Consider the following 23,726-nt stretch of genomic DNA (forward strand, 5'->3'; position numbering starts at 1 on the left):
CGGCATGTCCGTCTCGCAGATTATCGCCGCTCGCGGGGGGTCTCTAAATCAGGGGTCACACCTGAGCGGTGATACCTGTCACATGATGCCGGGTATCGGGGGTTCTCATGGCACGGCGTGCCGCCTTGCGGACGGTCTGCGAGGCCTCACCGGGCTGGGGTTGGCCCGGTGAGGCCTCAGGCCCCTTTTCAGGGGGGTGGGCGGCCGGTCCCCGCCCCAATGGAGACCGGCCGGCCCGAACCGAGGGGCCCCGGCCGGACGGAGCGACGGAATTCGGCCGTCCGGCCGGGCACCCCCCGGAGTCAGACGCAGTAGGTCCTGGCGGCCTGCGGGCCGTGGACGTACCCCGGGGTGACCGACTCGGCGGCCTGCCGCACTCCGGCGACCGCGTGCGCGGCCAGCGGAGTGCCGGTCACGTCCTCCGCGACCGGCCCGACGGCCGCCACGACCGGCCGCGCGTCGCCGACCACGCCGTACCCGAGCGCCTCGGCGCCCCCGACGACCGGGCCGGCCAGCCCCTCCGCACAGGCGGCCGCCTGTCCGGTCACCCCGTACGCGAGCGGCGGCACGGTGCCCACCACGGGCCGGACGTCGCCCACCACGCCGTACGCCAGCGCCCCCGCGTCCACCGCGGCCTGCCCGGCGACCGGCACGGCCCCGCGCACGACGGTCGCGGCGATGGGCGGCAGCACGGCGTCCACGGCGTCCTGCGCGACCTCTCCGGCCAGCCCGGCCGCGTACGGCGGCACGTCCGCAACAGTCGGGGAGACCTGGCCTACGGCGCCGGTGGCGACGCCCTGGACGCCGCCCACCGCTCCTGTGGCGGTGCCGTGCACGTCCGCGGCCACCATCCCGGCGGCCGGCAGCACCCCGGCGGCGGTACGGCTCGCTCCGGCCACCGTGTGCTGCGCCTTCGTGCGGATGACCCCGTCGACGCCCCGCACCTGCGCGCGGGCGGCCGCCTGGGTCGCCTGCAGCTTGGTCTGGGCGGCGGCGAGCGCCTGCTCGACCTCCGGGGCGAAGGAGGCGAGGGGGCCGAAGAGGTAGTCGACGTCGCCGCGGGGAACGGCCGGGGTGACGGTGTCCGTGACGGTCGCGGTGACCTCGGCGACCGCGTGGTGGACGGTGTGCACGGCGTGCGCGGTGTCCTCCGTGTGGGCCTCGACCTGGGCGCGTGCCTCGGTCTCGACGTTCGCCTTCGCCTGGGCCTGCGCCGCACGGGCCGCCCGGGCGCCCTTGATGGCCTCGGCGCCCCTGACCTTGGCGCCGACCGTGCGGCGAACCTGGTGGGTGGCAGTGGTCGGGGACTCGGCCGACGCCGACTGCTGGGTGTTGTGCACGGTGCTCGTCGCCTTCGCTGTCGTGTCCGCGACCGTCGAGGTGACGGTGCCGGTGACGTCGGACACAACCCCGCCGACCGTGTCGGTGAGGGTGCCCGTGAGGGATCCGGTGGTGGCGTCCGGGGTGGAGACGGACGTGGCGGGCAGTTCGTCGGCGCTGGCCGCGGCCGATCCGAGCGCCCACGCGCCGGTCACGCCGGCGGCTATGACGATGGAGCGGCGGATGTTCTTGTTCATACGTGCGTCACGATCCTTCAGGGCTCCGATGCGTTCGCCTCGCGAACGCGGAGCCGGGAGGGCTTCCGGTGCGACCGGAAGCACGGCCGGGGACAAGACCGTCCGGGAGGTTCGTAGGGATCCGAGGGAGGGGATCCGAAGGAGGGATCCGAAGGGGGATTCCTCAAGGGGTCCGGACGGACGGGCAGACCTGTTCCGCCCCCCGCGCGGCAGGTCAAGGGGCCGTCGGTCCTAGCCGGGGAAGAGCGGGATGCCCCGGTACCGGTCCCGGATGCCGGCCGCGTCGGCATCTGTGAAGGCGCCGGTCACCAGCCGCAACGGCGCCCGGTCGGCGAACGTCACGGCGTGCGCGTCACCGTGCCGGCAGGCGGCGTCGTCGACCGCCGCCTTGCCCAGCGCGCCGTCCGGGTCCCCGGTGGGCGCGGGGTGGGTCGGGGCGTCGACCGCACGGGCGGCACGATGGCCGCCGGCGTGCTTCACCTGCACGGCGCCGGGAGTTACGACGGTGAGCTGCGGCCCGGACGACTCGACGGCGTTCGCCACCGCCTTCGTACGGGACTTCTCGTGCCCGGCGTCGTGCCTGACCGGCGTCCGTGGCTTCGCGGGGTGGGGCGCCGATGTCACCGGCGCCGGGAGCAACTTGCCCGGCAGCCCGGAGACGATGGGCAGCTCCGGCACCTGCACCACCGGCTCGGTGGGCAGCGAAGGCACCTTCGCCGGCAGCTCCGACACCTGCTGCGCGACCGCACCGAGCGACCGGGTCACCGTCGAGGCCGTCGGGTCGGTCACCGACCCGACGGCCTTGTGGACGCCGTGCACCGCCGGCACCAGACGCTCGGCGGGCGCGGCCTCGGTGACGGGCTTTCGCGTCGGCGTCGCCGTCGCCTGCTGTCTCACCGCCGACATCGGCGACGGCGTCCCCTCGGCCGCCTGCGCCTGCTCCCCGCAGAGGAAGCCGAGCGCGAGCAGTCCGCCGACCAGCAGAGCCAGTTGCAGCGCACACCGTCCCGTCGTCGCACGCGACATGCGCACGGCGGCACCGGACGGAACTGCTGGCGAGGTCAAGGCGGGGAGGACCCTCCCGGGCGGCGAACAGAGCAGAGCAGAGGGAACGCGACGGCACGGAGGCCGACGGAGGCATTGATCCTTGCACGGGGCTCCCGAGGTTGCGCAAGCCTCGCGTTACGGATGGGTGGCCATGTCCCTTTTGACAGTGGGAGCCGGGTATCACCGAGTCGACAAGTCACCCTCCGGACAAGGCCTCACACGGCCTGCGGTACCGGAATCGGCCGCTTCTCCAGCGCCGCCGCCATCACCTCCGGGAAGAGATCGGGCGTGCACGCGAACGCCGGTGCTCCCAGCGCCGCGAGCGCGGCCGCGTGTTCCCGGTCGTAGGCCGGCGCCCCCTCGTCCGACAGCGCGAGCAGCGCCACGAACTGCACCCCCGACGCCTTCATCGCCGCGACCCGCTTCAGCATCTCGTTGCGTATCCCGCCCTCGTAGAGGTCGCTGATGAGCACGACGACGGTCTCGGCCGGCCGGGTGATCTGCGACTGGCAGTACGCCAGCGCCCGGTTGATGTCCGTACCGCCGCCGAGCTGGGTGCCGAACAGGACGTCCACCGGGTCGTCGAGCTGGTCGGTGAGGTCGACCACCGCCGTGTCGAAGACGACGAGCCGGGTGTCGATGGACCGCATGGACGCCAGCACTGCTCCGAACACCGAGGCGTACACCACCGAAGCGGCCATCGACCCGGACTGGTCGATGCACAGCACCACCTCCTTCTTCACCGACCGTGACGCCCGCCCGTACCCGATGAGCCGCTCCGGCACGATCGTCCGGTACTCGGGCAGGTAGTGCTTGAGGTTGGCCGCGATCGTGCGGTTCCAGTCGATGTCGTGGTGGCGCGGCCGGTTGATCCGGGCGCTGCGGTCGAGGGCGCCGGTGAGGGTGGACCGGGTGCGGGTGGCCAGCCGCTTCTCCAGGTCCTCGACGACCTTGCGTACGACCGCCCGTGCCGTCTCCTTCGTCGTCTCCGGCATCGCCTTGTTGAGCGAGAGCAGCGTGCCGACCAGGTGCACATCGGCCTCGACCGCCTCCAGCATCTCCGGTTCGAGCAGCAGGGAGGCCAGCCCCAGCCGGTCGATGGCGTCGCGCTGCATGACCTGGACGACGGAGGCCGGGAAGTACGTCCGGATGTCCCCGAGCCAGCGCGCCACCGACGGCGCCGAAGCCCCCAGACCCGCAGAGCGCTCCCGCCCCGGCTGCGGTCTGTCCCCCTTCCCGTACAGCGCGGCCAGCGTCCCGTCCATCGCCGCGTCCCGCCCCGACAGCCGGCATCCGGTCCCGTCGGCGGCCTCGCCGCCGAGCACCAGCCGCCAGCGCCGCAGCCGCTCCTGCGCCGCATCGTCGAAACCGGTGCCGCCGTCCGTCAGATCCGCTGTCATCTCCCGGCCCCCACAAGGTTGTTGTCGTCAACGGCCGCCGTGTCGTCCAGGCCGAGCAGCAGCCGCAGCACCGGCAGCACGGCGTCCGCGCGCTCGGTGTCCGGTTCGGCGCCGAAACCCGGTAGCCCGCCGGCCTGCCCCGCCCCTTGGGGCCGCTCCCCCGGGCCGCGGCGTACCAGCTCGCCGAGCGTTCTGCGCACCCCCGGCTCGTACGCCGAGAACGTCCGCCGCAGCAGCGGCAGTACGTCCGTGAACGCCTCCGCCGGCACCCCGGTCAGCCAGGCGTCGACCAGGCCGAGAAGCCGCTCGTCGTGCACGAGCAGCATCCCGCCCCCGCCGCTTCCCCCGACGAACCCCTCGATCCAGGCCGCCGCATCCGCCGGCGGGGTCCCCGGCGAGAGCACCAGCCCCATCAGCCGGGCCGCCGCCTCCGCCCCCAGCTCCGCTTCGTCCAGCAGAATCCGCACGGCCCGCCCCCGCAACACCCCGGGCACGGTGTCCCGCCCGGAGAGCACGCCCAGCACCGCCCGCCAGCGGCCACGCAGGTCACGGTGACCGAAGTTGGGATTGGGGTGGCGGTTGGGGTCGAGATCGGGGTTCGCGGTGGGGTTGGGGTTGGGGTTGGGACCGGCGGTGGGGTTGTGGTTGCCGCGAGGACCGGCACCCGGGCGAGGACCGGCATCTGGACCAGAGCCGCAGCCGGCCTCCGCGTCTGCCGCCGCCGCGGCTTCCGCGCCCGTCGCTGTCGGGATCTCCGTGCCCGGCACCGCCACGGTCCCCGCGCCCGACGCCGTCGCCGTCTCACCGAGCAGCCCCACCGCCGTGTGTACCGCGTCCACATGGCCCCGCATCTCCTCCGCCGCGTCCGCGTCGAGGGCGGCGCAGGCCGGCGGGAGCCCGACGAAGACCCGCTCGGCGAGGCCCGCGGCCACCTCGGCGAGCGCCCGGGTGTCGGTACCCCGTACATCGCCGTAGCGCAGGGAACGGACCAGAGCAGGGAGGGCCTGGGCGAGATGGCCGACGTCCGTGTCCAGCGCGGCCCGGTCGGCGAGCGCCCGCATCACCACCGGCAGCGCGTCCGCCAACCCGGCGAGCAGGCAGTGCTCGGCGAGCGCGGTGACGTCGGCGAGGGCGGTCGCGTGCACCGCGTCGGCCTCGGCCCTGGCCGTCGCCGCACCCTCGACGGTCGTCCCCCACACCCCGGCCTCCGCGACCCGCACCGACAGCTCCGGCTCCCAGCGCAGCCGCCAGGTCTCCCGGAACGTGCCCGTGCTCCCCCGCGACTGCACCGGCTCGCCCCACCCGACGCCGAGCAGCCGCAGCCGGTGCAGCAGCCGGCTGCGCCCGGTGTCGGTCTCCCTGCGCAGGTCGAGCTCCAACTCCCGCTCCAGCGCCTCCGGCTTGAGCCTGAGCCGGCGCTGTTCCCGGGCCAGGTCACGCTGCAACGGCACCGCGGGCGCCGCCTCCGGCACCTCCCCCAGCACGTCCCCGACCACCAGCCGGTCATGCACCAGCGCCAGCGGAACGTCCGAGCCCTCGCAGAGCACCGCCCGCACCGCATCGGTCGTCTCGCCGAGGCCCGGCAGCGGGCGGCCACGCATCACGGCGAGCGTCTCGGCCAGCCGTACCGCCTCGATGACATGGGCCGAGGAGACGATCCGGTCCTCCTCGCGCAGCAGCCCGGCCACTTTGGTGAGCCACCGCTCCACCGGCCGGTCGGGGGCCCGGAACAGGTGCCCGTACCAGCCTGGCGAGTCGATGCCCGCGCCGTATCCGCTCGCCCGCGCCAGCCGGCGGTTGGTCCAGGGCACCCAGGTCAGGTCCGCCTTGACCTTGGGCAGCCCCTTCAACAGCTCCTTGTCGGCCGCGACGGTGCTCCTCGTGCGCAGCGCCGGGACATGCCACGCCCCGCACACCACCGCGACATCCTCACCGAACTCCCGTTGCGTTGAACGTAGTTGGAGCCGCATATACGCCTCCCGCACCGGGTCCCGGTCGTGCCCACCGACCCCGTACGTCTCCCGCAGCACCTCCATCGCCTCCGCCACCGCGGTGAACGGCGCGAGCACGTCCCGCTCCCGCTCCCCGGCCCCGCCCCGGTGCTCGACGACGTCCTCCCACCAGCGCTCGGGGTCGTCGTATCCGGCGGCCTCGGCGAGGGCGGCGAGAGGGTCGACGCGCATCCGCTGCTCGGCGTCGGATTCACCGGCCCCGGCGTCGGATTCACCGGCCTCCCCGGCCTCGGTGTCGGGGGGCGCGGCCGCTTCCTCCTCCGCCTTCCCCCAGGCCAGCGTGTGCGTGGCCGGCAGGTCGATGAAGCGGGCCGGGACCTCGTGCTCCAGGGCCCAGCGGATGGCCACCCACTCGGGGCTGAAGTCGGCCAGAGGCCAGAACGCCGAACGGCCTGGCTCATCCACGGCGTGCGCGAGGAGGGCGACCGGGGGCCGCATCTCTGGGTCGGCGGCCAGCGGGATCAGCGCATCGGCCTCGGGCGGCCCCTCGATCAGCACCACCCTTGGCCGGGCGGCGTCCAGGGCGGCCCGTACCGCCCGCGCGGAGCCGGGCCCGTGGTGCCGTACCCCCAGGAGCAGCGGCCCGGGCCGCTGCCGTGCGGAGTCGCTCATGCGCTCACCTCCCGGCAGGCGCGGTAGAAGTCCTTCCAGCCGTCCCGCTCGCGGACAACCGTCTCCAGGTACTCCTGCCAGATGACCCGGTCGGCGGCCGGGTCGCGAACGACGGCGCCGAGGATGCCGGCCGCGACATCGCCGGCCCGCAGCACGCCGTCCCCGAAGTGGGCGGCCAGGGCGAGGCCACCCGTGACGACGGAGATCGCCTCGGCCGTGGAGAGCGTGCCACTCGGCGACTTCAGCTTGGTGCGGCCGTCGGCGGTGATGCCGTCGCGCAGCTCACGGAAGACGGTGACGACCCGGCGGATCTCCTCGATCCCCTCGGGCACGGCCGGCAGGTCCAGGGAGCGGCCGAGTTGGTCGACGCGGCGCGAGACGATGTCGACCTCGGCGTCGGCGCTCTCCGGCAGCGGCAGCACCACGGTGTTGAAGCGGCGGCGCAGGGCGCTGGAGAGGTCGTTGACTCCCCGGTCGCGGTCGTTGGCGGTGGCGATCAGGTTGAAGCCGCGGACCGCCTGTACCTCCTGTCCCAGCTCCGGGATCGGCAGGGTCTTCTCGGACAGGATCGTGATCAGCGTGTCCTGCACATCGGCCGGGATCCGGGTCAGCTCCTCGACTCTCGCCGTCATCCCCTCTGCCATGGCCCGCATCACCGGGCTCGGCACGAGAGCGTCCCGGCTCGGGCCGTTGGCCAGCAGCTGTGCGTAGTTCCAGCCGTAGCGGATCGCCTCCTCCGGGGTGCCGGCCGTGCCCTGCACGAGCAGGGTCGAGTCACCGCTGACGGCGGCGGCCAGGTGCTCGGAGACCCAGGTCTTGGCGGTGCCGGGCACGCCGAGCAGGAGCAGGGCGCGGTCGGTGGCGAGGGTGGTGACGGCGACCTCCACGATACGGCGCGGGCCGACGTACTTCGGTGTGATCACGGTGCCGTCCGGCAGGGTGCCGCCGAGGAGATAGGTGGCCACTGCCCAGGGCGACAGCTTCCAGCGGGCCGGGCGCGGACGGTCGTCCTGCGCGGCCAGCACGGCGAGTTCGGCGGCGAAGGCGTGCTCGGCGTGCGGTCGCAGGGCGTCCGGGGCAGCGGCGGCGCCCCCGGACGCGCCCCCGCCCCCGTCCCCCGTCGCGCCCCCGCCCCCGTCCCCGGGCGCGGAATGGTTCTGGTTCGGTGCGGTGGTCGTCGGTTCGGTCGGTTCCACGGACACAGTCATGGCTGAGGCCCCCTCCAGCTCGGCCGGTTCGGATCTGGTGTCCACCGTGCACCACGCCACTGACAATCACTCTGACCTGCAGAAATGCTCTCGCGGAGTCGATTGTCAGTGGCGGGATCTACCTTCGATGGCATGACTCAGCAGGGGGTGCGCTGGAGTGCGGACCAGGTGCTGGCACTGGCGCCTGACACCGCGTCACGCAAGGCGGGAAGCAAACTCGGAGCGGCAGGACCGTGGTCCGAGGCGGGGAGTTGTGCGGAGGGGACGGTATGGGGACTGTGCAAGGGCAGCGGCAGCAAGCCGTACCAGACGATCGTGGACATCGCGGGCGCGGCCGGCCCGGCGTACAAGTGCAGTTGTCCCAGCCGGAAGTTCCCCTGCAAGCACGCCCTCGGGCTGCTCTTGCTGTGGGCGGGCGAGGACGACACGGTGCCGACGGTGGCACAGCCGCCGGACTGGGCAGAGCAGTGGATCGCGGGCCGGCGCAGGCGCGCGGAGGACGAACGCCCGGCGAGCGGCGGGAGTTCCCCGGCCGCCGCTGATCCCGAGGCGGCCCGGCGGCGGGCGGAGCGGCGGGCCGAGCGGGTCACGGCGGGCGCCACGGAGCTGGAGCAGCGCCTGACCGACCTGCTGCGCGGCGGCCTGGCCGCGGCCGAGCAGACGGGGTACGGGTTGTGGGAGGAGACGGCGGCCCGCATGGTCGACGCCCAGGCACCCGGGCTGGCCGCGCGGGTGCGGGAGTTGGGTGCGATACCGGGCTCCGGGTCCGGCTGGCCGGTGCGGCTGCTGGAGGAGTGCGCGCTGCTGCACCTTCTCGACCAGGGCTGGCTGCGCCGCGACGGGCTCCCTGAGGGCCTCGCCGCCACGGTCCGTTCCCGCGTCGGCCTGCCCGCCTCGGCGGACGGCCCGCCGGTGCGCGACCACTGGCTGGTCCTCGCCCAGTACGACACGGCGGACGGGAAACTGACGACCCGCCGGATCTGGCTGCACGGCGCCGACTCGGGCCGTACGGCGCTGCTCCTCTCCTACGGCGCGGCCGGCCGCGCCCCGGAGCCGGCCCTGCCGGTCGGTCTCGCCCTGGAGGCGGAGCTGTCCGGCTACCCGGGCGCGGGCGGCCACAGGGCGGCGCTGGGCGAGCGGTTCGCCGCACCCGCGCCCGTCTCGGTACGGCCGCCCGGCATGACGACGGCGCAGGCGGCGGCCCGGTACGGGGAGGCGCTGCGGGAGGACCCATGGCTGGATTCGGTGCCGGTGACGCTGGGCCGGGTGGTGCCCGTCCCGGACGGCGACTCCTGGCAACTGGCCGACGCGGACGGGGAATCGGCTCTGCCACTCTCCGCCGCCATCCGCTCCCGGCCCGGTCTGTGGCGGCTGGTCGCGCTCTCCGGCGGGGCCCCGGTCAGGGTCTTCGGCGAGTGCGGTCACCGTGGCTTCACACCACTCACGGCCTGGCCGGAGCAAGCGGGCGAGGCGGTGCCGCTGTGCTGACCCGACCGACTCACAGAACCCGGCCGACACACGCAACCCGACCAACTCACAGAAAGGGAGCCCCGTGACCGCTTGGGAAGATCTTGTCACCACGGCCCTGCTGGGCACGGACCGGCGTCCGCCCGCGACCGACGGGGCCGGCCGCGAGGCCCCGGTGGCCCTGCTGGACGAGGCGGCCGTGGCGACCGTACGACGACGGGCCGGACTGCGGCCCGCGCGGGCCGCGCACCGCCCCGAACCGGCTCCCGAGGACCCGCGCCCCGCGCTGCCGGCCGCGGCGGCGCGCAGGCTCTCGATGCTGCTGTCCGACCGCCCCGGCACCGGGACCGGCGGCCGCCGGGGTACCTCGCCCGACCTCATGGAGCTGCTGCCCCAGTGGCTCACGGCGGCCAACGCGCGCGGGTTCGCCGCGCCCCCGCAGACGCTGCCCGCGCTGCTGGACGCGGCCCGGGGCCGTACCGACCTGCGGCCCGCCGCGCTGGCCTTCGCCGGACCGCGCGCCCTGTGGCTGGCCCGGCTCAACCAGGACTGGCGGTTCGCCCTGCGCGCGGCCCCGGGCGGCGGCGCGGCTCTGCCCGGCCCCGAGGACGGCGACGCGATACGGCGGTTGTGGCAGGAGGGGCTGTTCGCCGAACGGGTCGCGCTGCTGGCCGCTCTGCGGGCCCGTGCGCCCGAGTCGGCGCGCGAGCTGCTGGCCGGGACCTGGGCGAGGGAGCGGGCGGAGGACCGGTTGATGTTCCTCGACTCGCTGCGCACGGGACTGGCCGCCGGGGACGAGCCGTTCCTGGAGCAGGCCCTGTCAGACCGGAGCCGTAACGTGAGAACCACGGCGGCGGAGCTGCTGTCCGCGCTGCCGGGCTCGGCGCTGGCGGGGCGGATGGCGGTGCGGGCCGGGGCGTGTGTGGCCGTCGACCACACGGGGGACGGCCAGGTGATCGCGGTGGAGGCGCCGCCGGAGTGCGACCCTGGCATGGAGCGGGACGGGGTGGTGGCCAAACCGCCGACCGGGCGCGGTGAACGGTCCTGGTGGCTGGGGCAGTTGGTGGAGGCGGCCCCGCTCATCACCTGGTCGGCGCGGCTCGGCGGCCGTACGCCCGGGGAGATCGTGGCACTGCCGGTCGCGGACGGCTGGCAGGGCGAACTGCACGCGGCCTGGTGCCGGGCCGCCGTACGGCAGCGGGACGCCGAGTGGGCGAGAGCACTGCTCGGGGTCCCGGCGGCACCGGAGGCGGGCGGTCCGGGCGCGGTGTCCCTGGCCGAGCGGGCCATGCTGCTGGGCACGCTGGGGGATGCGGACCGGGCCGGATGCGTGGCCGGGTTCATCGCGGCGCACGGTCTGTCGGAGGCGTTCCAGCTGCTCGGCGTCTGCGCCGTACCGTGGTCCGCGCCGCTCGGCCGGGCCGTGGTGGACGCTCTCAACATCGCGCGGGACGCCGGGAGTTATCCCTGGAGTTTCAGCGGGGTGATGGGCTTGGCCGAGCGCTGCCTGGACCCCGCGGAAGCGAGCCGGCTGGACGCCTTGCTGGCGGTGCCGGACGAAGGGCAGGACGCGTCACCGGGTGCCGGCGGGTACTGGGCGGAGGCGTTCCAGCGGCTGGCGACGACACTGAGGTTGCGGGCGGTGATGCTGGAGGAACTGGGTCCGGCCTGCGCCTGAGCGTCCACTGCCGCGGCGGCTCCCGGGGGTGCGCCCCCGAACCCCGCCCAGGGTTAACGGCCTCGCGTTCGGGCGCGGCCCGGCCGCCCCGGCCCAGTCGCCGGGGTCGGTCCACCGCTGCGTGAACGCGGGCTACGCCTCCGAAGGCTGCCGGACGTTCTCCCGTACCCACTCCACGATCGACGCCATCGTCGCCCCCGGCGTGAAGATCTCGGCGACGCCCTTGTCCTTGAGGGGGGCGATGTCGTCCTCGGGGATGATGCCGCCGCCGAAGACGAGGATGTCCTCGGCGTCACGCTGCTTGAGCAAGTCGATGACCGCTGCGAACAGGGTGTTGTGGGCGCCGGAGAGGATGGAGAGACCGATCGCGTCGGCGTCCTCCTGGATGGCCGTGTCGACGATCTGTTCCGGCGTCTGGTGGAGCCCGGTGTAGATGACCTCCATGCCCGCGTCGCGCAGCGCCCGCGCGATGACCTTGGCCCCGCGGTCGTGGCCGTCGAGCCCCGGTTTGGCCACCACCACGCGGATCGGACCGGCTGCCACACCCATCACTGCCTCCATGACCATGAAAAGAACACGCCACCATGCGTGCGTACCGACAAGTACCGCACATTTGACGCGTTCCGCCACCCGTCTCCAGTGAACGAACGTTATCTCCAGCATCCCGCAACCGGCAGTTTCACGGAGGTTACCGAGGGGGAAATCACACACAGTGGGACACGTCAGGGAGCCGCAGCGTGGTCCGCGGGGCAACAGGGCACGCGACGCGGCCCGTCGTCGTACCCCCGCCACCACCTCCGCTCGGCCTCCCATGAGGGCACACGGGGACAGAGCCGTCCGCCGCGCGCCGACAGGAGGTCGGCCGATGAAGGTCACCGGAGTACTGGCGCCCTTTCTCCCGTTCTGCCGTCGTCTTCTGCCCGGCAGACTGGCCGGCCTGTCGGTGGCCTTCCTGAAGTCGACCGCGCTGGAGGCTGCGGTCCTGGCCGGGCATCTGCTGCTCTACCCGACCGGCCTCACCCCGGAGCGCCGCTCCCCCGCGCAGCCCGCGCAGCGTGACGGCACGGCCCAACTGCCGATCCGGGCGACTCCGCCGGTCGTGCTGCTGCACGGGTTCATCGACAACCGCTCCGTCTTCGTCCTGCTGCGCCGCACCCTCGCCCAGCACGGCGGCCAGCGTGTCGAGTCGCTCAACTACTCGCCGCTGACCTGTGACATCCGCACCGCCGCCGGCCTGCTGGGCCGGCACATAGAGGAGATCTGCCAGCGCACCGGCAGCCGCCGGGTCGACATCGTGGGGCACAGCCTCGGCGGTCTGATCGCCCGCTACTACGTCCAGTGCCTCGGCGGCGACTACCGCGTCCGCACCCTGGTGACGCTCGGCACCCCGCACTCCGGCACCAGGGTCGTGCCGCTCGCGGACGCGCACCCGATAGTGCGGCAGATGCGCCCCGGCTCGGAGGTGATCGAGGAGCTGACCCGGCCCGCGCCCGGCTGCCGCACCCGGTTCGTCAGCTTCTGGAGCGACCTCGACTCGCTGATGGAGCCGGTCGAGACGGCCCGGATCGACCACCCGGACCTCCTGGTGACGAACGTGCAGGTGACCGGGATCGGCCACCTCGCCCTGCCCGTCCATCCGGCGGTCGCGACCGGCATACGGCAGGCCCTCGACGAGACGCACCCGGAGGAGCGGATCGCCAGCGGTCTGACGGTGGCCTGACGGAGATGAGGACGAGCCGGGCGAGCCGGGTATTCGGGTCGGTTCGGGCGGGCAACGACCGCCCGGCACCTCCGACTTAGACGCCCGACCTGTCGAACACTTCTCGAACGCAAAGCCAAACCCGCGTCCGTCGTCCCCCGAAACACGGCCGAATGCCCGTTTCCCGAAACCACGAAACCTGCCGAAGATTGTCGCGCCCGCATACCGCCGGGTACAGTCGCCGCACTGCTCTGGCAGCCCCTGTTGTCGAGGCGAAAGAGAAGTTGGTGAACGACCGTCACCCGTCGGGGACCATGACCACCCCGGCCCCGGCTTCCGACGCCGACCCGGCGCACTACGCGCCGTATGGCACCCAGGAAGCCCAGTACGGCGACTTCACCACGTACGGCGACCACACTGCTACCGGCACCTCGTTCCACAGTGATCCGCTCTTCGGCCACCTCCCGGGCGAGGGCCAGGCCACCGGCGCGTACGACGCCACGCAGTGGCAGACGGTCGGCGACCAGTCGCTGAACTACGACCCCTACGCGGCCCAGCACCACGCCGTGTACGACTCCGGCGCCTACGACAGCACGGCCTGGACCGTCCCGGCACAGGGGACGGTCACCGATGGCAGCGGCCACTGGGACGCGAACGCCTGGATCCAGCCCGACCAGTCGGGCATGGCCGGCGCGACCCAGCAGTGGGAGTGGGGCACCCAGGCCTTCGACACCGGCGCGTACGACGCCACGCAGTGGAACTCCGACGGCACCCCGGCGCAGCCCGAGCCCGAGCCCGAGCCACAGCCCGCCGACCCCTTCGACCAGTCGGCGACCCAGATGTTCGAGCAGCTCCCCTACGGCGAGTTCGAGGAGTTCACGGAGGACTCCCCGGACGCGGGGACGTTGGCCGCGACCGGTGAGCTGCCTGCAGTAACGCCACTGCTGGAGGACCAGGAAGAGGTCACTCAGGTCGCTCCGGTCTCGCGGGCCGCGACACGCTCCGGCGCCCGCGCAGGGTCGCGTTCCCGCCGTCGTACGCCCCCCAAGCGGTCCGCGCTGCTGACCGTCGCCGTGCCCTCGGCGTGTGTGATGGGGGTCGCCGGGATCGCGGCCGCCTCCGTAGGGACCATGACCGAGGACGGCAAGGACACGACGGCCTCGGCCTCCGACGCACAGTCGGTGCAGCCGTCCGCCGCCAACAGCAAGCTGGACGCCCAGCTCAAGACGCTCTCGGCAGGCGCCGACGACTTCGCCGACCGGGCCAGCCGGACCCAGGAGCGCATCGACCTCAGGGCCCAGCAGGACGCCGAGAAGAAGAAGGCGGCGGCGGAGGCGGCCCGCAAGGAGCGGCTGCGCCCCAAGTACGCCCTCCCGGTCACGCAGAGAGGGCTCAGCGCCTATTTCGGCCAGGCCGGCGTGAACTGGATGTCCATCCACACGGGCATCGACTTCCCCGTCTCCTACGGCACGACGGTGATGGCCGCGACCGACGGCGTCGTCTCCACCAAGTGGAACAGCGCCTACGGCAACATGATGATCGTGACGGCGAAGGACGGCACGGAGACGTGGTACTGCCACCTCTCGTCGTACCGCGTGGCCTCGGGTACGACCGTGAAGGCCGGGGATCCGATCGCGTACTCCGGGAACTCCGGCAACTCGACCGGCCCGCACCTGCACTTCGAGGTCAGGCCGGCGGGGGGCTCCGCCATAGACCCGCTGCCGTGGCTGCGGAGCCACGGACTCGACCCGACCTGATCAGTGAGCCCCGCCCAGTGAGCCCCGCCCAGTGAGCCCCGCTCGTGGAAGCGGGGCTCAGCCTTCTGTGGGGCTACAGCTTCTCCACCGGCGCGTATCGCAGCAGCAGCCGCTTCGGCTTGGTGTCGCCGAAGTCGATCGTCGCCTCCGCGTTCCCGCCCGTGCCCTTCACCGCGACGACCGTGCCGAGGCCGAACTGGTCGTGGGTGACGCGGTCGCCGACGGCCACCGAGACCACCGGCTTCTCCGCGGTCCGCCGGGTGGCGAAGCCGGACGCGCCCGACGCCGAGGACCGCGAGCGGGTCGAGGAGAGCGAGGCCGCCACGCCCGACGCGGGCCCGGAGGACACCGGCGCCATCGCCCCGGTCCGCTTCCACTCCAGATACCCGGCCGGGATCTCCTCCAGGAAACGCGAGGGCGGGTTGTACGACGGCTGCCCCCAGGCGCTGCGCATCGACGACCGCGTGAGATACAGCCGCTCCCGCGCGCGCGTGATGCCGACGTACGCGAGGCGCCGCTCCTCTTCCAACTCCTTGGTCTGGCCGAGGGCGCGCATGTGCGGGAAGACGCCGTCCTCCATGCCGGTCAGGAAGACCACCGGGAATTCGAGGCCCTTGGCGGTGTGCAGGGTCATCAGGGTGATGACGCCGGAGCCGTCCTCGTCCTCGTCGGGGATCTGGTCGGAGTCGGCGACCAGCGCCACCCGCTCCAGGAAGTCGGACAGGCCGCCCGATGCCTCGTTCTCCCCGGACTCCTGCTCGAACTCCAGTGCCACGGAGGCGAGTTCCTGTAGGTTCTCGATCCGGGTCTCGTCCTGCGGGTCCGTGGAGGCCTGCAACTCGGCGAGGTAGCCGGTGCGTTCGAGGATCGCCTCGAGAACGGTGGCCGGTCCGGCCCCGGACTCCACGACCGTACGGAGGTCCTCCATCAGCGTGTTGAACCGCTTGACCGCGTTCGTCGACCGGGCGGCCATGCCGTACGCCTCGTCGACGCGCTTGAGCGCCTGCGGGAAGCTGATCTTCTCGCGCTGGGCGAGGGCGTCGATCATCGCCTCCGCACGGTCGCCGATACCGCGCTTGGGGACGTTGAGGATCCGGCGCAGCGGCACCGAGTCCTCGGGGTTGGCGAGGACCCGGAGGTAGGCCAGGACGTCCCGGACCTCCTTGCGCTCGTAGAAGCGGACCCCGCCGACCACCTTGTAGGGCAGGCCGACGCGGATGAAGATCTCCTCGAAGACACGGGACTGCGCGTTGGTGCGGTAGAAGACGGCGACATCGCCCGCCTTCGCCTCGCCCGCGTCCGTCAGACGGTCTATCTCGTCGGCGACGAACTGCGCCTCGTCGTGCTCGGTGTCGGCGACATAGCCGGTGATCTGCGCGCCCGCGCCCGCGTTGGTCCACAGGTTCTTCGGGCGGCGGGACTCGTTGCGCTGGATGACCGCGTTGGCGGCGGAGAGGATCGTCTGCGTGGAGCGGTAGTTCTGCTCCAGGAGGATCGTCGTCGCGTTCGGGTAGTCCTCCTCGAACTGGAGGATGTTGCGGATCGTCGCGCCCCGGAAGGCGTAGATCGACTGGTCGGCATCACCCACCACGCACAGTTCGGCGGGCTGGAGGTCCTGCTCGCTCGGCGGTGCGTCGGCCTCGTCGGCGCGCGCGCCGCTACCGACCAGCTCACGCACGAGCGCGTACTGGGCGTGGTTGGTGTCCTGGTACTCGTCGACCAGGACGTGCCGGAAGCGGCGGCGGTAGTGCTCGGCGACGTCCGGGAAGGCACGCAGCAGGTTGACCGTCGTCATGATCAGGTCGTCGAAGTCGAGGGCGTTCGCCTCGCGCAGCCGCGACTGGTAGAGGGCGTATGCCTGAGCGAGGGTCTTCTCGAAGCCGTCGCTCGCCTGGGCGGCGAAGTCCTCCTCGTCGATCAGCTCGTTCTTGAGGTTGCTGATCTTGGCGCTGAAGGACTTGGGCGGGTAGCGCTTGGGGTCGAGGTCCAGGTCGCGGCAGACCAGGGCCATCAGGCGCTTGGAGTCGGCGGCGTCGTAGATGGAGAAGGAGGAGGTGAAGCCGAGCTTCTTGCTCTCCCTCCGGAGGATCCGCACGCACGCGCTGTGGAAGGTCATCACCCACATCGCGTTCGCGCGCGGGCCGACGAGGTGCTCGACGCGTTCCTTCATCTCGCCCGCGGCCTTGTTGGTGAAGGTGATCGCGAGGATCTGGCCCGGGTGCACATTGCGCGCGGCGAGCAGATAGGCGATGCGGTGGGTGAGCACCCGCGTCTTGCCGGAACCGGCGCCGGCCACGATCAGCAGCGGGGAGCCGGCGTGCACGACGGCCGCCCGCTGGTTGTCGTTCAGCCCCTCCAGGAGCGCGGCCGCGTCCAGGGCCGGGCGGGCGGCGCCGCCGCGGTAGTAGGCGTCACGGTCCGGGGGCACGTCGAACTTCCCGCCGAACAGGTCGTCCGGAACCGGCTCCGGTACGTGCTCGTCCTCGGGCGGCGGCGGGGGTTCCTCCTCGTGGCCGCGCGGGGGCTGGAGGCTCGCCAGGAAGCTGTCGTCAAAGAGGCTGCTCATCGCTCTCCGAGTCTAGGGCGCCCCACCGACAACCGGCCCCCGCCCCGGAAACTCAACCCCGGCCACCCACCAGAATCATCCCCTCACAGTGGGTGATCACACGCCGTGAACATGTGCGCGCCCGTCCGCCCGGGGGCGCGGACCGCTCGACCGCTCAGGACAAATCATCCCATACCCTCCTTGATCAACCGATCCGAATGAGCCGCAACACTAAGGTCACGAAAATGTATGGGGCATATCGAACATCAACCTTCACACGGAGCACACGAGTTGGCTAGCGTGCCGGGCGGGCCGTACGACCCCCACCGGCGAACGTCGCCGGGCCGCACGGCCTCCGCCGAGTCCAGGGTGCCGCCGCGCATCCGGAGCCGGGGACCCACACCGACCCTGGGGTGAATCGGTCCCGACCCCCCACCGGGGGACGGACCGTAGGGCAACCCTTCCGAACCACCCGCCCGAACCCGACAGCTAACTCGGTAGGCGGAGCACGGAAGGAGTCGCCCCCGTTGGCGTCGCACCGCAAGTCGCGCCCGTCCGCAACGCACGTAGCAGGCATACGCACCCCCGCCCTGGCCACCGCCGCCCTCACCTCCGTGGCCCTGCTCACCCAGACGGCCAACGCCGCGCCCTCCGCGGACGGCAAGCCCAGCCTGGAGGAGGTCGAGAAGAAGGTCGACGCCCTCTACCGGCAGGCTGAGTCCGCCACCGAGAAGTACAACGCGGCCAAGGAGAAGACCGGCAAGCAGCGCAACCGCGTCGACACCCTGCTCGACGACGTCGCCCAGCGCACCGACCGGCTCAACAAGGCGCGTGAGGAACTGGGTGCGTTCGCCGCGGCCCAGTACCGGACCGGGGCCAGCGCCCCCGACACGGCGACCTTCCTGCTCGCGGACAGCCCGCAGGACTACTTCGACCAGACGCAGCTGATGAGCCGGCTGACCTCGCGTCAGAAGGACGCGGTCGACGACTACGTCACACAGCAGTCCGCGACCATGAAGAAGCGGCAGGAGGCCGCCAAGAGCCTGGAGACGCTCACCGAGACACAGGACGGCCTCAAGACCGCCAAGACCACCGTCCAGACCAAGCTGGCCTCCGCGCGGGAGCTGCTGTCGCAGCTGACGGCCCAGGAGAAGGCGCGGCTGGCGGAGATCGAGAAGAAGAAGAAGAAGGCGGAGGCGGTGCGCAAGGCGGCGGAGCTCGCGAAGCAGCAGGCGGCGGCCGCGAAGCAGGACACGTCGTCGTCATCTACGTCGACCTCCAGCGGCTCCTCCTCCTCGTCCTCGTCCTCCTACGCGACGAAGGCCGCCAAGGCGATCAGCTTCGCCCGCGCGCAGATCGGCAAGCCGTACGTCTGGGGCGCCACGGGCCCCGGCTCCTACGACTGCTCCGGCCTCTCCCTGGCCGCCTGGAAGGCCGCGGGCGTCTCCCTGCCGCGCACCACGTACGACCAGGTGAACGCCGGCACCACTGTCTCCCTCGCCGACGCCCGGCCCGGCGACCTGGTCTTCTTCTACGACGACGTCACCCACGTCGGCATCTACATCGGCAACGGCATGATGATCCACGCCCCGAAGCCCGGCACGTACGTCCGCGAGGAGTCGATCTTTTACGGAGGCGAGTCAATCATCCACAGCGTGGTGCGACCGGCCTGAGCACGCGGGCGCGGGCGCCGAGCGTAAGCGCTGCACGCGGGCGCCGGGCGTTGCTCGGGCGCCGGCGCGAGGCCTGGCCCCGCGCGGCGCGCATTTCGTGCGGCACGCGCGCGTGCCCCGCTCGCATGGCGCGCGAGGCTCCCTAGCATCAGGAGCATGTCCGGTATTTCACACCTTCGCGCCTGGTGGGCGCAGCGTTCGCCAGCGTCCGGGGCCGCGGTGATGGCCACCGCCATCGTGTCGGTGGGGTTGCATCTGGCGGGGGCGGAGACCGTGTCCCGGGTCGCGCTGGTGCTGGCCTGCGTGGCCTGGGCGGGGCTGGCCGCGGAGTTCGCCGTACGGCTGCTGGAGGACCGTCGGCGGTGGGTGACGGAGGCGGCGACGCCGGGCGCGCTCACCGCCGTGGCGGCTACCACGGTGCTCGGGACGCGGTTCTCGGCGCTCGGCTGGCAGCCCCTGGCCGAAGCCCTGCTGGCGCTGTCGGCGGTGCTGTGGCCGCCGTTGCTGGTCCTCGTCGTACGGCACCGGACGCGGCGCATGCCCGGTGCGGTGTTCCTGAGCTGTGTCGCCACGCAGGGGCTGGCCGTGCTGGGAGCGACGCTGGCGGCGGCCTTGACGACCGCGTGGCTCGCGCACACGGCGCTGGTGCTGTTCTGGCTGGGGCTGGTGCTGTACGGGTTCGCCGTGGCCTGCTTCGAGTGGCGGCAGGTCGTCGAGGGGCCCGGCGACCACTGGATCGCGGGCGGCGCGCTCGCGATCTCCGCGCTGGCCGGGGCGCAGCTGCTGGCCGCCGACAGCGCGCGGCTGTACCTGTGGAACAACGACGACCGGGGCGTCCTGCGCACGATGACGGTGGCGCTGCTCACCCTGGCCCTTGCCTGGTACGCCGTCCTGCTGGCCGCCGAGGTGGCACGGCCCCGGCCGCGTTACGACATGCGCCGCTGGGCGGCGGTGTTCCCGATGGGGATGACGGCCGCGGCGACGCTGTCGGTCGCGGCCGCGGTCGGCATCCCGTGGCTGAAGTGGCCGGGGCGGGTGCTGGTGTGGGTCGCGGTGGCGGCCTGGCTGGTGGCGGCCGCCGGCGCGGTGGCGGCCACCCGCGCCGCCCTCAGGAGGACTTCCTGAGGGTCACGTCCACAGCACGGCGATGAAGATGTTCACCACGGTCAGCAGGCCCACCAGGCCGAAGACCCCCTTCTCCACCTTCTCGTCGTCCCGTTTCACATAGACGAGTCCGAGGATCACGATCAGCAGCGCGAGCTTCACGCCGATCTTGACGGTGTTGACGTGGTGGTGGTCGGCCTCGTTGAGGCCGACCAGGATCACACCGGTCACGAGCATGGTGAACGCGCCGTGCAGCATTCCGGGGACGAACCGGGCCGTGCCCTGGCCCATCGCCTTCATCTGGGTGAGGAAGCCGCCGAGGAGCGCGGCGATGCCGATGATGTGCAGGCCGACGAAGAGATGGATGAGTACGCCCATGGCACCGGAGCCTAATCAGGGCCCCCGGGGGCGCCCCGCACCGGCCCCTCCCCGCGGCACCCGCGGCCAACGCCTCCACGGCGTCGCATATATGCACCCCATAGCACCCCGTGCCCCCCGCTCGCCCCCGGAACCGCCGCTTCGGTCATCACGCCCCGTGAAGCCGACGACTCCGGACCAGAATCCCGGTCACATACCGTCGGGTAACGATCCGGTCACACCAATTCCGTGCATCGCGTCACCGAGCCGACACGCTCCGGCCTAGCGTCCTCCCCCAGGTGACCGACTCCCCACCGCCGCCCGGGCCAGGGGCGGCAGTCGGGCACCACCGCCGAGAAAGTCCGGCGGCGGCCCTCTCCCCCTGTGCGGGCCGCCGCCGGACGCGCAATCCGCACCCCCGGCGGCCGCATGCGTGCTCTCCATGGCGCGCGTACGGACGACACGGCGGTCGTACGAAAGGACGTGACGAGTCCAGGTGGCAGCGCACCGCAAGCCCCGACAGCGCTCGCTCAGCGGCAATACGGCCCGCACGGCCGCAACCCTCGCCCTGGCGGGCGCGGCCACCGCGACGGGCTTCGAAGGGACCGGACACGCCGAGCCGCAACTGACACCGGCGCAGGTGAAGACCAAGGTGGACCAGCTGTACAAGGAGGCCGAGGCAGCCACCCAGAAGTACGACGGAGCGAGGGAGAAGTCCGATGCGGAGCAGCGGCGCCTCAATGCGCTGCAGGACGAGAGCGCCCGCAAGCAGGAGAAGCTCAACTCCGCGCGGGAAGCGCTCGGTTCGGCAGCGGCCGCGCAGTACCGCGCCGGCGGTATCGATCCGGCGTGGCAGCTCGCGCTCTCCAGCGATCCCGACCGGTACCTGGACGACGCCGCGTTCGCCGAGCGGGCCGGTGCCCGGCAGGCCGGCGCGGTGGCGCGGGTACGCCAACAGCTGCGGGAGATCGAGCGGTTACGCGGGGCGGCGCATGTCGAGCTGACATCGCTGCGATCCCGGCAGGCCGAGCTGAAGCGGCAGAAGACGGCCATCAGCGGCAAGCTCGGCGAGGCCCGGCGGCTGCTGGACCGGCTCGCGCCGCAGCAGCGGGCGGCGGTCACGGCCGGCCGCGCCTCCCGCTCGGCCTCCGACGCCCGCGCCACCCTGGCCCCGGGCAGCGTCGCCGCCCCCGATTCCCGGGCCGCGGCCGCCGTGGCGTACGCCTACGCCAAGCTCGGCAGCCCCTACGTCTGGGGCGCGACAGGCCCCAACGCCTTCGACTGCTCGGGACTCGCCCAGGCCGCCTACCGCTCCGCCGGCGTCTCCATCCCGCGTACCACCTACGCCCAGATCAACGCCGGCCGCCGCGTCTCGCGCTCCGAACTCCAGCCGGGCGACCTGGTGTTCTTCTACTCGGGCATCAGTCACGTCGGCATCTACATCGGCAACGGCCAGATGATCCACGCCCCCAATCCATCGGCCCCGGTGCGGATCGCCCCCATCGACGAGATGCCGTTGGCCGGGGCGACACGGGTCGTGTGACCCCATCGGCCTCCGTGCGTATCCGCCCCTTGCCGGAACGGCCTCAGACCAGGCGGCGCGCGGTCGCCCAGCGGGTCAGCTCATGCCGGTTAGACAGCTGCAACTTTCGCAGCACCGCTGACACATGGGACTCGACCGTCTTGACGGAGATGAACAGCTGCTTGGCGATCTCCTTGTAGGCGTAGCCGCGCGCGATCAGACGCAGCACCTCGCGCTCGCGCTGGGTCAGGCGGTCGAGGTCCTCGTCGACCGGAGGGGCGTCGGTGGAGGCGAAGGCGTCCAGGACGAAGCCGGCCAGCCGCGGCGAGAAGACGGCATCGCCCTCCTGCACACGGAAGATCGAGTCCACCAGGTCGGTGCCGGTGATCGTCTTGGTGACGTAGCCGCGGGCGCCGCCCCGGATCACCCCGATCACGTCCTCGGCTGCATCCGACACGGACAGCGCGAGGAAGCGCACCGGCCGGTCGGCGTCCGCCGTCAACGAGGCGCACCGGCGCAGCACTTCGACGCCGCCGCCGCCCGGCAGGTGCACATCGAGGAGCACCACCTCGGGCCGGGTCGTGGTGATCACCGAGACCGCCTGGTCGACGTCGGCGGCCTCGCCCACCACCTCCACGCCGGTCTGCTCGGTCTGGCCGATCTCGGCCTGGACGCCGGTACGGAACATCCGGTGGTCGTCGACCAGGACCACGCGCACCCGACGCCCGGCCTTCTCCGTGCCTTCCGCCGGGCCGTTCGCCTCGGTCGCGTCGCTCATGACGTCTTCTCCGCCCTCTCCATCTCCAGCTCGACCTCCGTGCCGCCGCCCGGCACGGACCGCAGCCGTGCCGTGCCGCCGTGGCGCTCCATGCGGCCGACGATCGATTCTCTGACGCCCATGCGGTCGGCGGGTATCGAGTCGAGGTCGAAGCCGGGACCGCGGTCGCGGACGGACACGAAGACCGTCTTGCCCTCGACTTCGGCGTAGACCTGGACTGCGCCGCCGTCGCCACCGTACTTGGCGGCGTTGACCATTGCCTCACGCGCGGCCTGCATCTGTGCGCTCGTCCGCTCGTCGAGCGGGCAGTCGCCGACCACCACGACCTCGATGGGGACGCCGTGCTTGTCCTCGACCTCCGCGGCGTTGCGCCGGACCGCTTCGGCGAGGGTGGCGGGCTCGTCGGCCTCGTCCTTGCCGGTGCCCTCGGGCTTGTAGAGCCAGGTGCGCAGATCGCGCTCCTGGGCGCGGGCGAGGCGGCGCACCTCGTTCGCGCTGTCCGCGTTGCGCTGGATCAGGGTCAGGGTGTGCAGCACGGAGTCGTGGACATGGGCGGCGACCTCGGCGCGCTCCTGCGCGCGGATACGCATCAGCCGCTCCTCGGAGAGGTCCTGGGTCATCCGCACGAGGTACGGCCCGGCGAGCAGCGTGATGCCGACGAGAACGGCGAGCGAGGCCTGGAGCACCGCCCCGATGTGCGCGGCGGTGCCCTGCATGACGAAGACGCCCGAGACGCCCGCGGTGACGAGCAGGACGCCGACGGCCGCGCGCAGCAACGAGAGCGTACGGCGCCGGCTGCCGACCTCGACCCAGCGGGCCCGGCGGGCGTTGTCCGCCTGGCGCCAGACGAGCGCCACACCGGCGGCGACCAGGACCGCGGGCAGGAGATAGGCCTTGGCACCGCTGGTGAGGTTGACGCTGCCCACGAACACCATGGACACGATGACCATGAGGAGCAGCGCGACGATCTGGCCTCGGTCGGGTTTGCGAGCGACGATTCTGCGGCGGCCGTCCGCCGAGGTCTCGGTGGTGACCAGGGAGGGCGGCTTCTGGCCGCCGACGCCGCCGACGCCGAGGGGTACGAAGAACCAGAACGCGGCATACAGCAGCGCGCCGAGGCCGTTGGCCATGAACAGGCCGACGAAGACGAGCCGCACCCACACGACGGGCAGGCCCACATGCCCGGCGAGGCCCCGCGCCACCCCACCGAGCCAACGGCCGTCGCTGCTGCGGTAGAGCTTGCGCGGCGGCCGCGGGTCGTCGAGAGGCACTGCTGCGGCTTCCGGCATG

The 23,726-nt window shown here is 72.6% G+C and carries 17 protein-coding genes and 1 riboswitch; of the genes, 7 read left to right on the top strand and 10 right to left on the bottom strand.

Annotated features, from left to right (window positions below; genetic code table 11):
- Positions 1-302: 302 nt before the first annotated feature.
- The 5 genes from ABZ396_RS22785 to ABZ396_RS22805 form a co-directional block, all read right to left on the bottom strand.
- Positions 303-1,577: a hypothetical protein gene (locus ABZ396_RS22785; RefSeq protein WP_358923042.1), complete on the bottom strand. Its 1,275-nt coding sequence runs from the start codon at positions 1,575-1,577 to the stop codon at positions 303-305.
- Between the two features lie 231 nt (positions 1,578-1,808).
- On the bottom strand, positions 1,809-2,609 hold the full coding sequence (locus tag ABZ396_RS22790) for a hypothetical protein (protein WP_358923044.1): 801 nt from the start codon (positions 2,607-2,609) through the stop codon (positions 1,809-1,811).
- Positions 2,610-2,839: 230 nt separating this feature from the next.
- Positions 2,840-4,024: a VWA domain-containing protein gene (locus ABZ396_RS22795; protein WP_358923046.1), complete on the bottom strand. Its 1,185-nt coding sequence runs from the start codon at positions 4,022-4,024 to the stop codon at positions 2,840-2,842.
- Positions 4,021-6,648 (bottom strand): DUF5682 family protein, encoded by a 2,628-nt coding sequence (locus ABZ396_RS22800; protein ID WP_358923048.1) that lies wholly within the window; start codon positions 6,646-6,648, stop codon positions 4,021-4,023. Before ABZ396_RS22800 ends, ABZ396_RS22795 begins: the two co-directional genes overlap by 4 nt.
- Positions 6,645-7,856, bottom strand: a complete 1,212-nt coding sequence (locus ABZ396_RS22805; RefSeq protein WP_358923050.1) for an AAA family ATPase — start codon at positions 7,854-7,856, stop codon at positions 6,645-6,647. The genes ABZ396_RS22800 and ABZ396_RS22805 overlap by 4 nt, the downstream gene beginning before the upstream one ends.
- A 132-nt stretch (positions 7,857-7,988) precedes the next feature.
- Between ABZ396_RS22805 and ABZ396_RS22810 the strand changes: the two genes are divergently transcribed.
- Positions 7,989-9,344: an SWIM zinc finger family protein gene (locus ABZ396_RS22810; protein ID WP_358923051.1), complete on the top strand. Its 1,356-nt coding sequence runs from the start codon at positions 7,989-7,991 to the stop codon at positions 9,342-9,344.
- Between the two features lie 64 nt (positions 9,345-9,408).
- Positions 9,409-11,001 carry a DUF5691 domain-containing protein gene (locus ABZ396_RS22815; protein WP_358923052.1) on the top strand — a complete coding sequence of 531 codons (1,593 nt, stop codon included), beginning with the start codon at positions 9,409-9,411 and terminating at the stop codon, positions 10,999-11,001.
- A 132-nt stretch (positions 11,002-11,133) separates the two neighbouring features.
- Here the strand turns inward: ABZ396_RS22815 and ABZ396_RS22820 are convergent, their stop codons facing one another.
- The gene (locus ABZ396_RS22820; RefSeq protein ID WP_358923054.1) at positions 11,134-11,550 is read right to left on the bottom strand and encodes a cobalamin B12-binding domain-containing protein; all 417 of its coding nucleotides are present in this window, start codon (positions 11,548-11,550) and stop codon (positions 11,134-11,136) included.
- Between the two features lie 316 nt (positions 11,551-11,866).
- On the opposite strand from ABZ396_RS22820, the gene ABZ396_RS22825 reads away from it, so the two are divergent.
- Both ABZ396_RS22825 and ABZ396_RS22830 read left to right on the top strand, forming a co-directional pair.
- Positions 11,867-12,721, top strand: coding sequence for an alpha/beta fold hydrolase (locus ABZ396_RS22825; RefSeq protein ID WP_358923056.1), 855 nt, complete (start codon positions 11,867-11,869; stop codon positions 12,719-12,721).
- Positions 12,722-12,987: 266 nt separating this feature from the next.
- Positions 12,988-14,457, top strand: coding sequence for a M23 family metallopeptidase (locus ABZ396_RS22830; protein WP_358923058.1), 1,470 nt, complete (start codon positions 12,988-12,990; stop codon positions 14,455-14,457).
- A 73-nt stretch (positions 14,458-14,530) separates the two neighbouring features.
- Here the strand turns inward: ABZ396_RS22830 and pcrA are convergent, their stop codons facing one another.
- Positions 14,531-17,023 (bottom strand): DNA helicase PcrA, encoded by a 2,493-nt coding sequence (gene pcrA, locus ABZ396_RS22835; protein WP_358923060.1) that lies wholly within the window; start codon positions 17,021-17,023, stop codon positions 14,531-14,533.
- Between the two features lie 325 nt (positions 17,024-17,348).
- Positions 17,349-17,521, top strand: a riboswitch (cyclic di-AMP (ydaO/yuaA leader).
- An 8-nt stretch (positions 17,522-17,529) separates the two neighbouring features.
- Between pcrA and ABZ396_RS22840 the strand changes: the two genes are divergently transcribed.
- Together ABZ396_RS22840 and ABZ396_RS22845 are read left to right on the top strand one after the other, a co-directional pair.
- Positions 17,530-18,675, top strand: coding sequence for an NlpC/P60 family protein (locus ABZ396_RS22840; protein WP_358923062.1), 1,146 nt, complete (start codon positions 17,530-17,532; stop codon positions 18,673-18,675).
- Between the two features lie 156 nt (positions 18,676-18,831).
- On the top strand, positions 18,832-19,800 hold the full coding sequence (locus ABZ396_RS22845; RefSeq protein WP_358923063.1) for a tellurite resistance/C4-dicarboxylate transporter family protein: 969 nt from the start codon (positions 18,832-18,834) through the stop codon (positions 19,798-19,800).
- Positions 19,801-19,803: 3 nt separating this feature from the next.
- Here the strand turns inward: ABZ396_RS22845 and ABZ396_RS22850 are convergent, their stop codons facing one another.
- Entirely contained in the window at positions 19,804-20,157 is a 354-nt protein-coding gene (locus ABZ396_RS22850; RefSeq protein WP_358923065.1) for a hypothetical protein, read from the bottom strand.
- 475 nt (positions 20,158-20,632) lie between these two features.
- Between ABZ396_RS22850 and ABZ396_RS22855 the strand changes: the two genes are divergently transcribed.
- A complete protein-coding gene (locus ABZ396_RS22855) occupies positions 20,633-21,679 on the top strand; it encodes an NlpC/P60 family protein (RefSeq protein ID WP_358923067.1) in 1,047 nt (348 codons plus the stop codon).
- Positions 21,680-21,722: 43 nt separating this feature from the next.
- Here the strand turns inward: ABZ396_RS22855 and ABZ396_RS22860 are convergent, their stop codons facing one another.
- Together ABZ396_RS22860 and ABZ396_RS22865 are read right to left on the bottom strand one after the other, a co-directional pair.
- The gene (locus ABZ396_RS22860) at positions 21,723-22,436 is read right to left on the bottom strand and encodes a response regulator transcription factor (RefSeq protein ID WP_358923068.1); all 714 of its coding nucleotides are present in this window, start codon (positions 22,434-22,436) and stop codon (positions 21,723-21,725) included.
- Positions 22,433-23,725: a PspC domain-containing protein gene (locus tag ABZ396_RS22865; protein ID WP_358923069.1), complete on the bottom strand. Its 1,293-nt coding sequence runs from the start codon at positions 23,723-23,725 to the stop codon at positions 22,433-22,435. Before ABZ396_RS22865 ends, ABZ396_RS22860 begins: the two co-directional genes overlap by 4 nt.
- Between the last annotated feature and the right edge of the window lies 1 nt (position 23,726).

Source organism: Streptomyces sp. NPDC005866, from assembly GCF_040629895.1.
GTDB lineage: Bacteria > Actinomycetota > Actinomycetes > Streptomycetales > Streptomycetaceae > Streptomyces.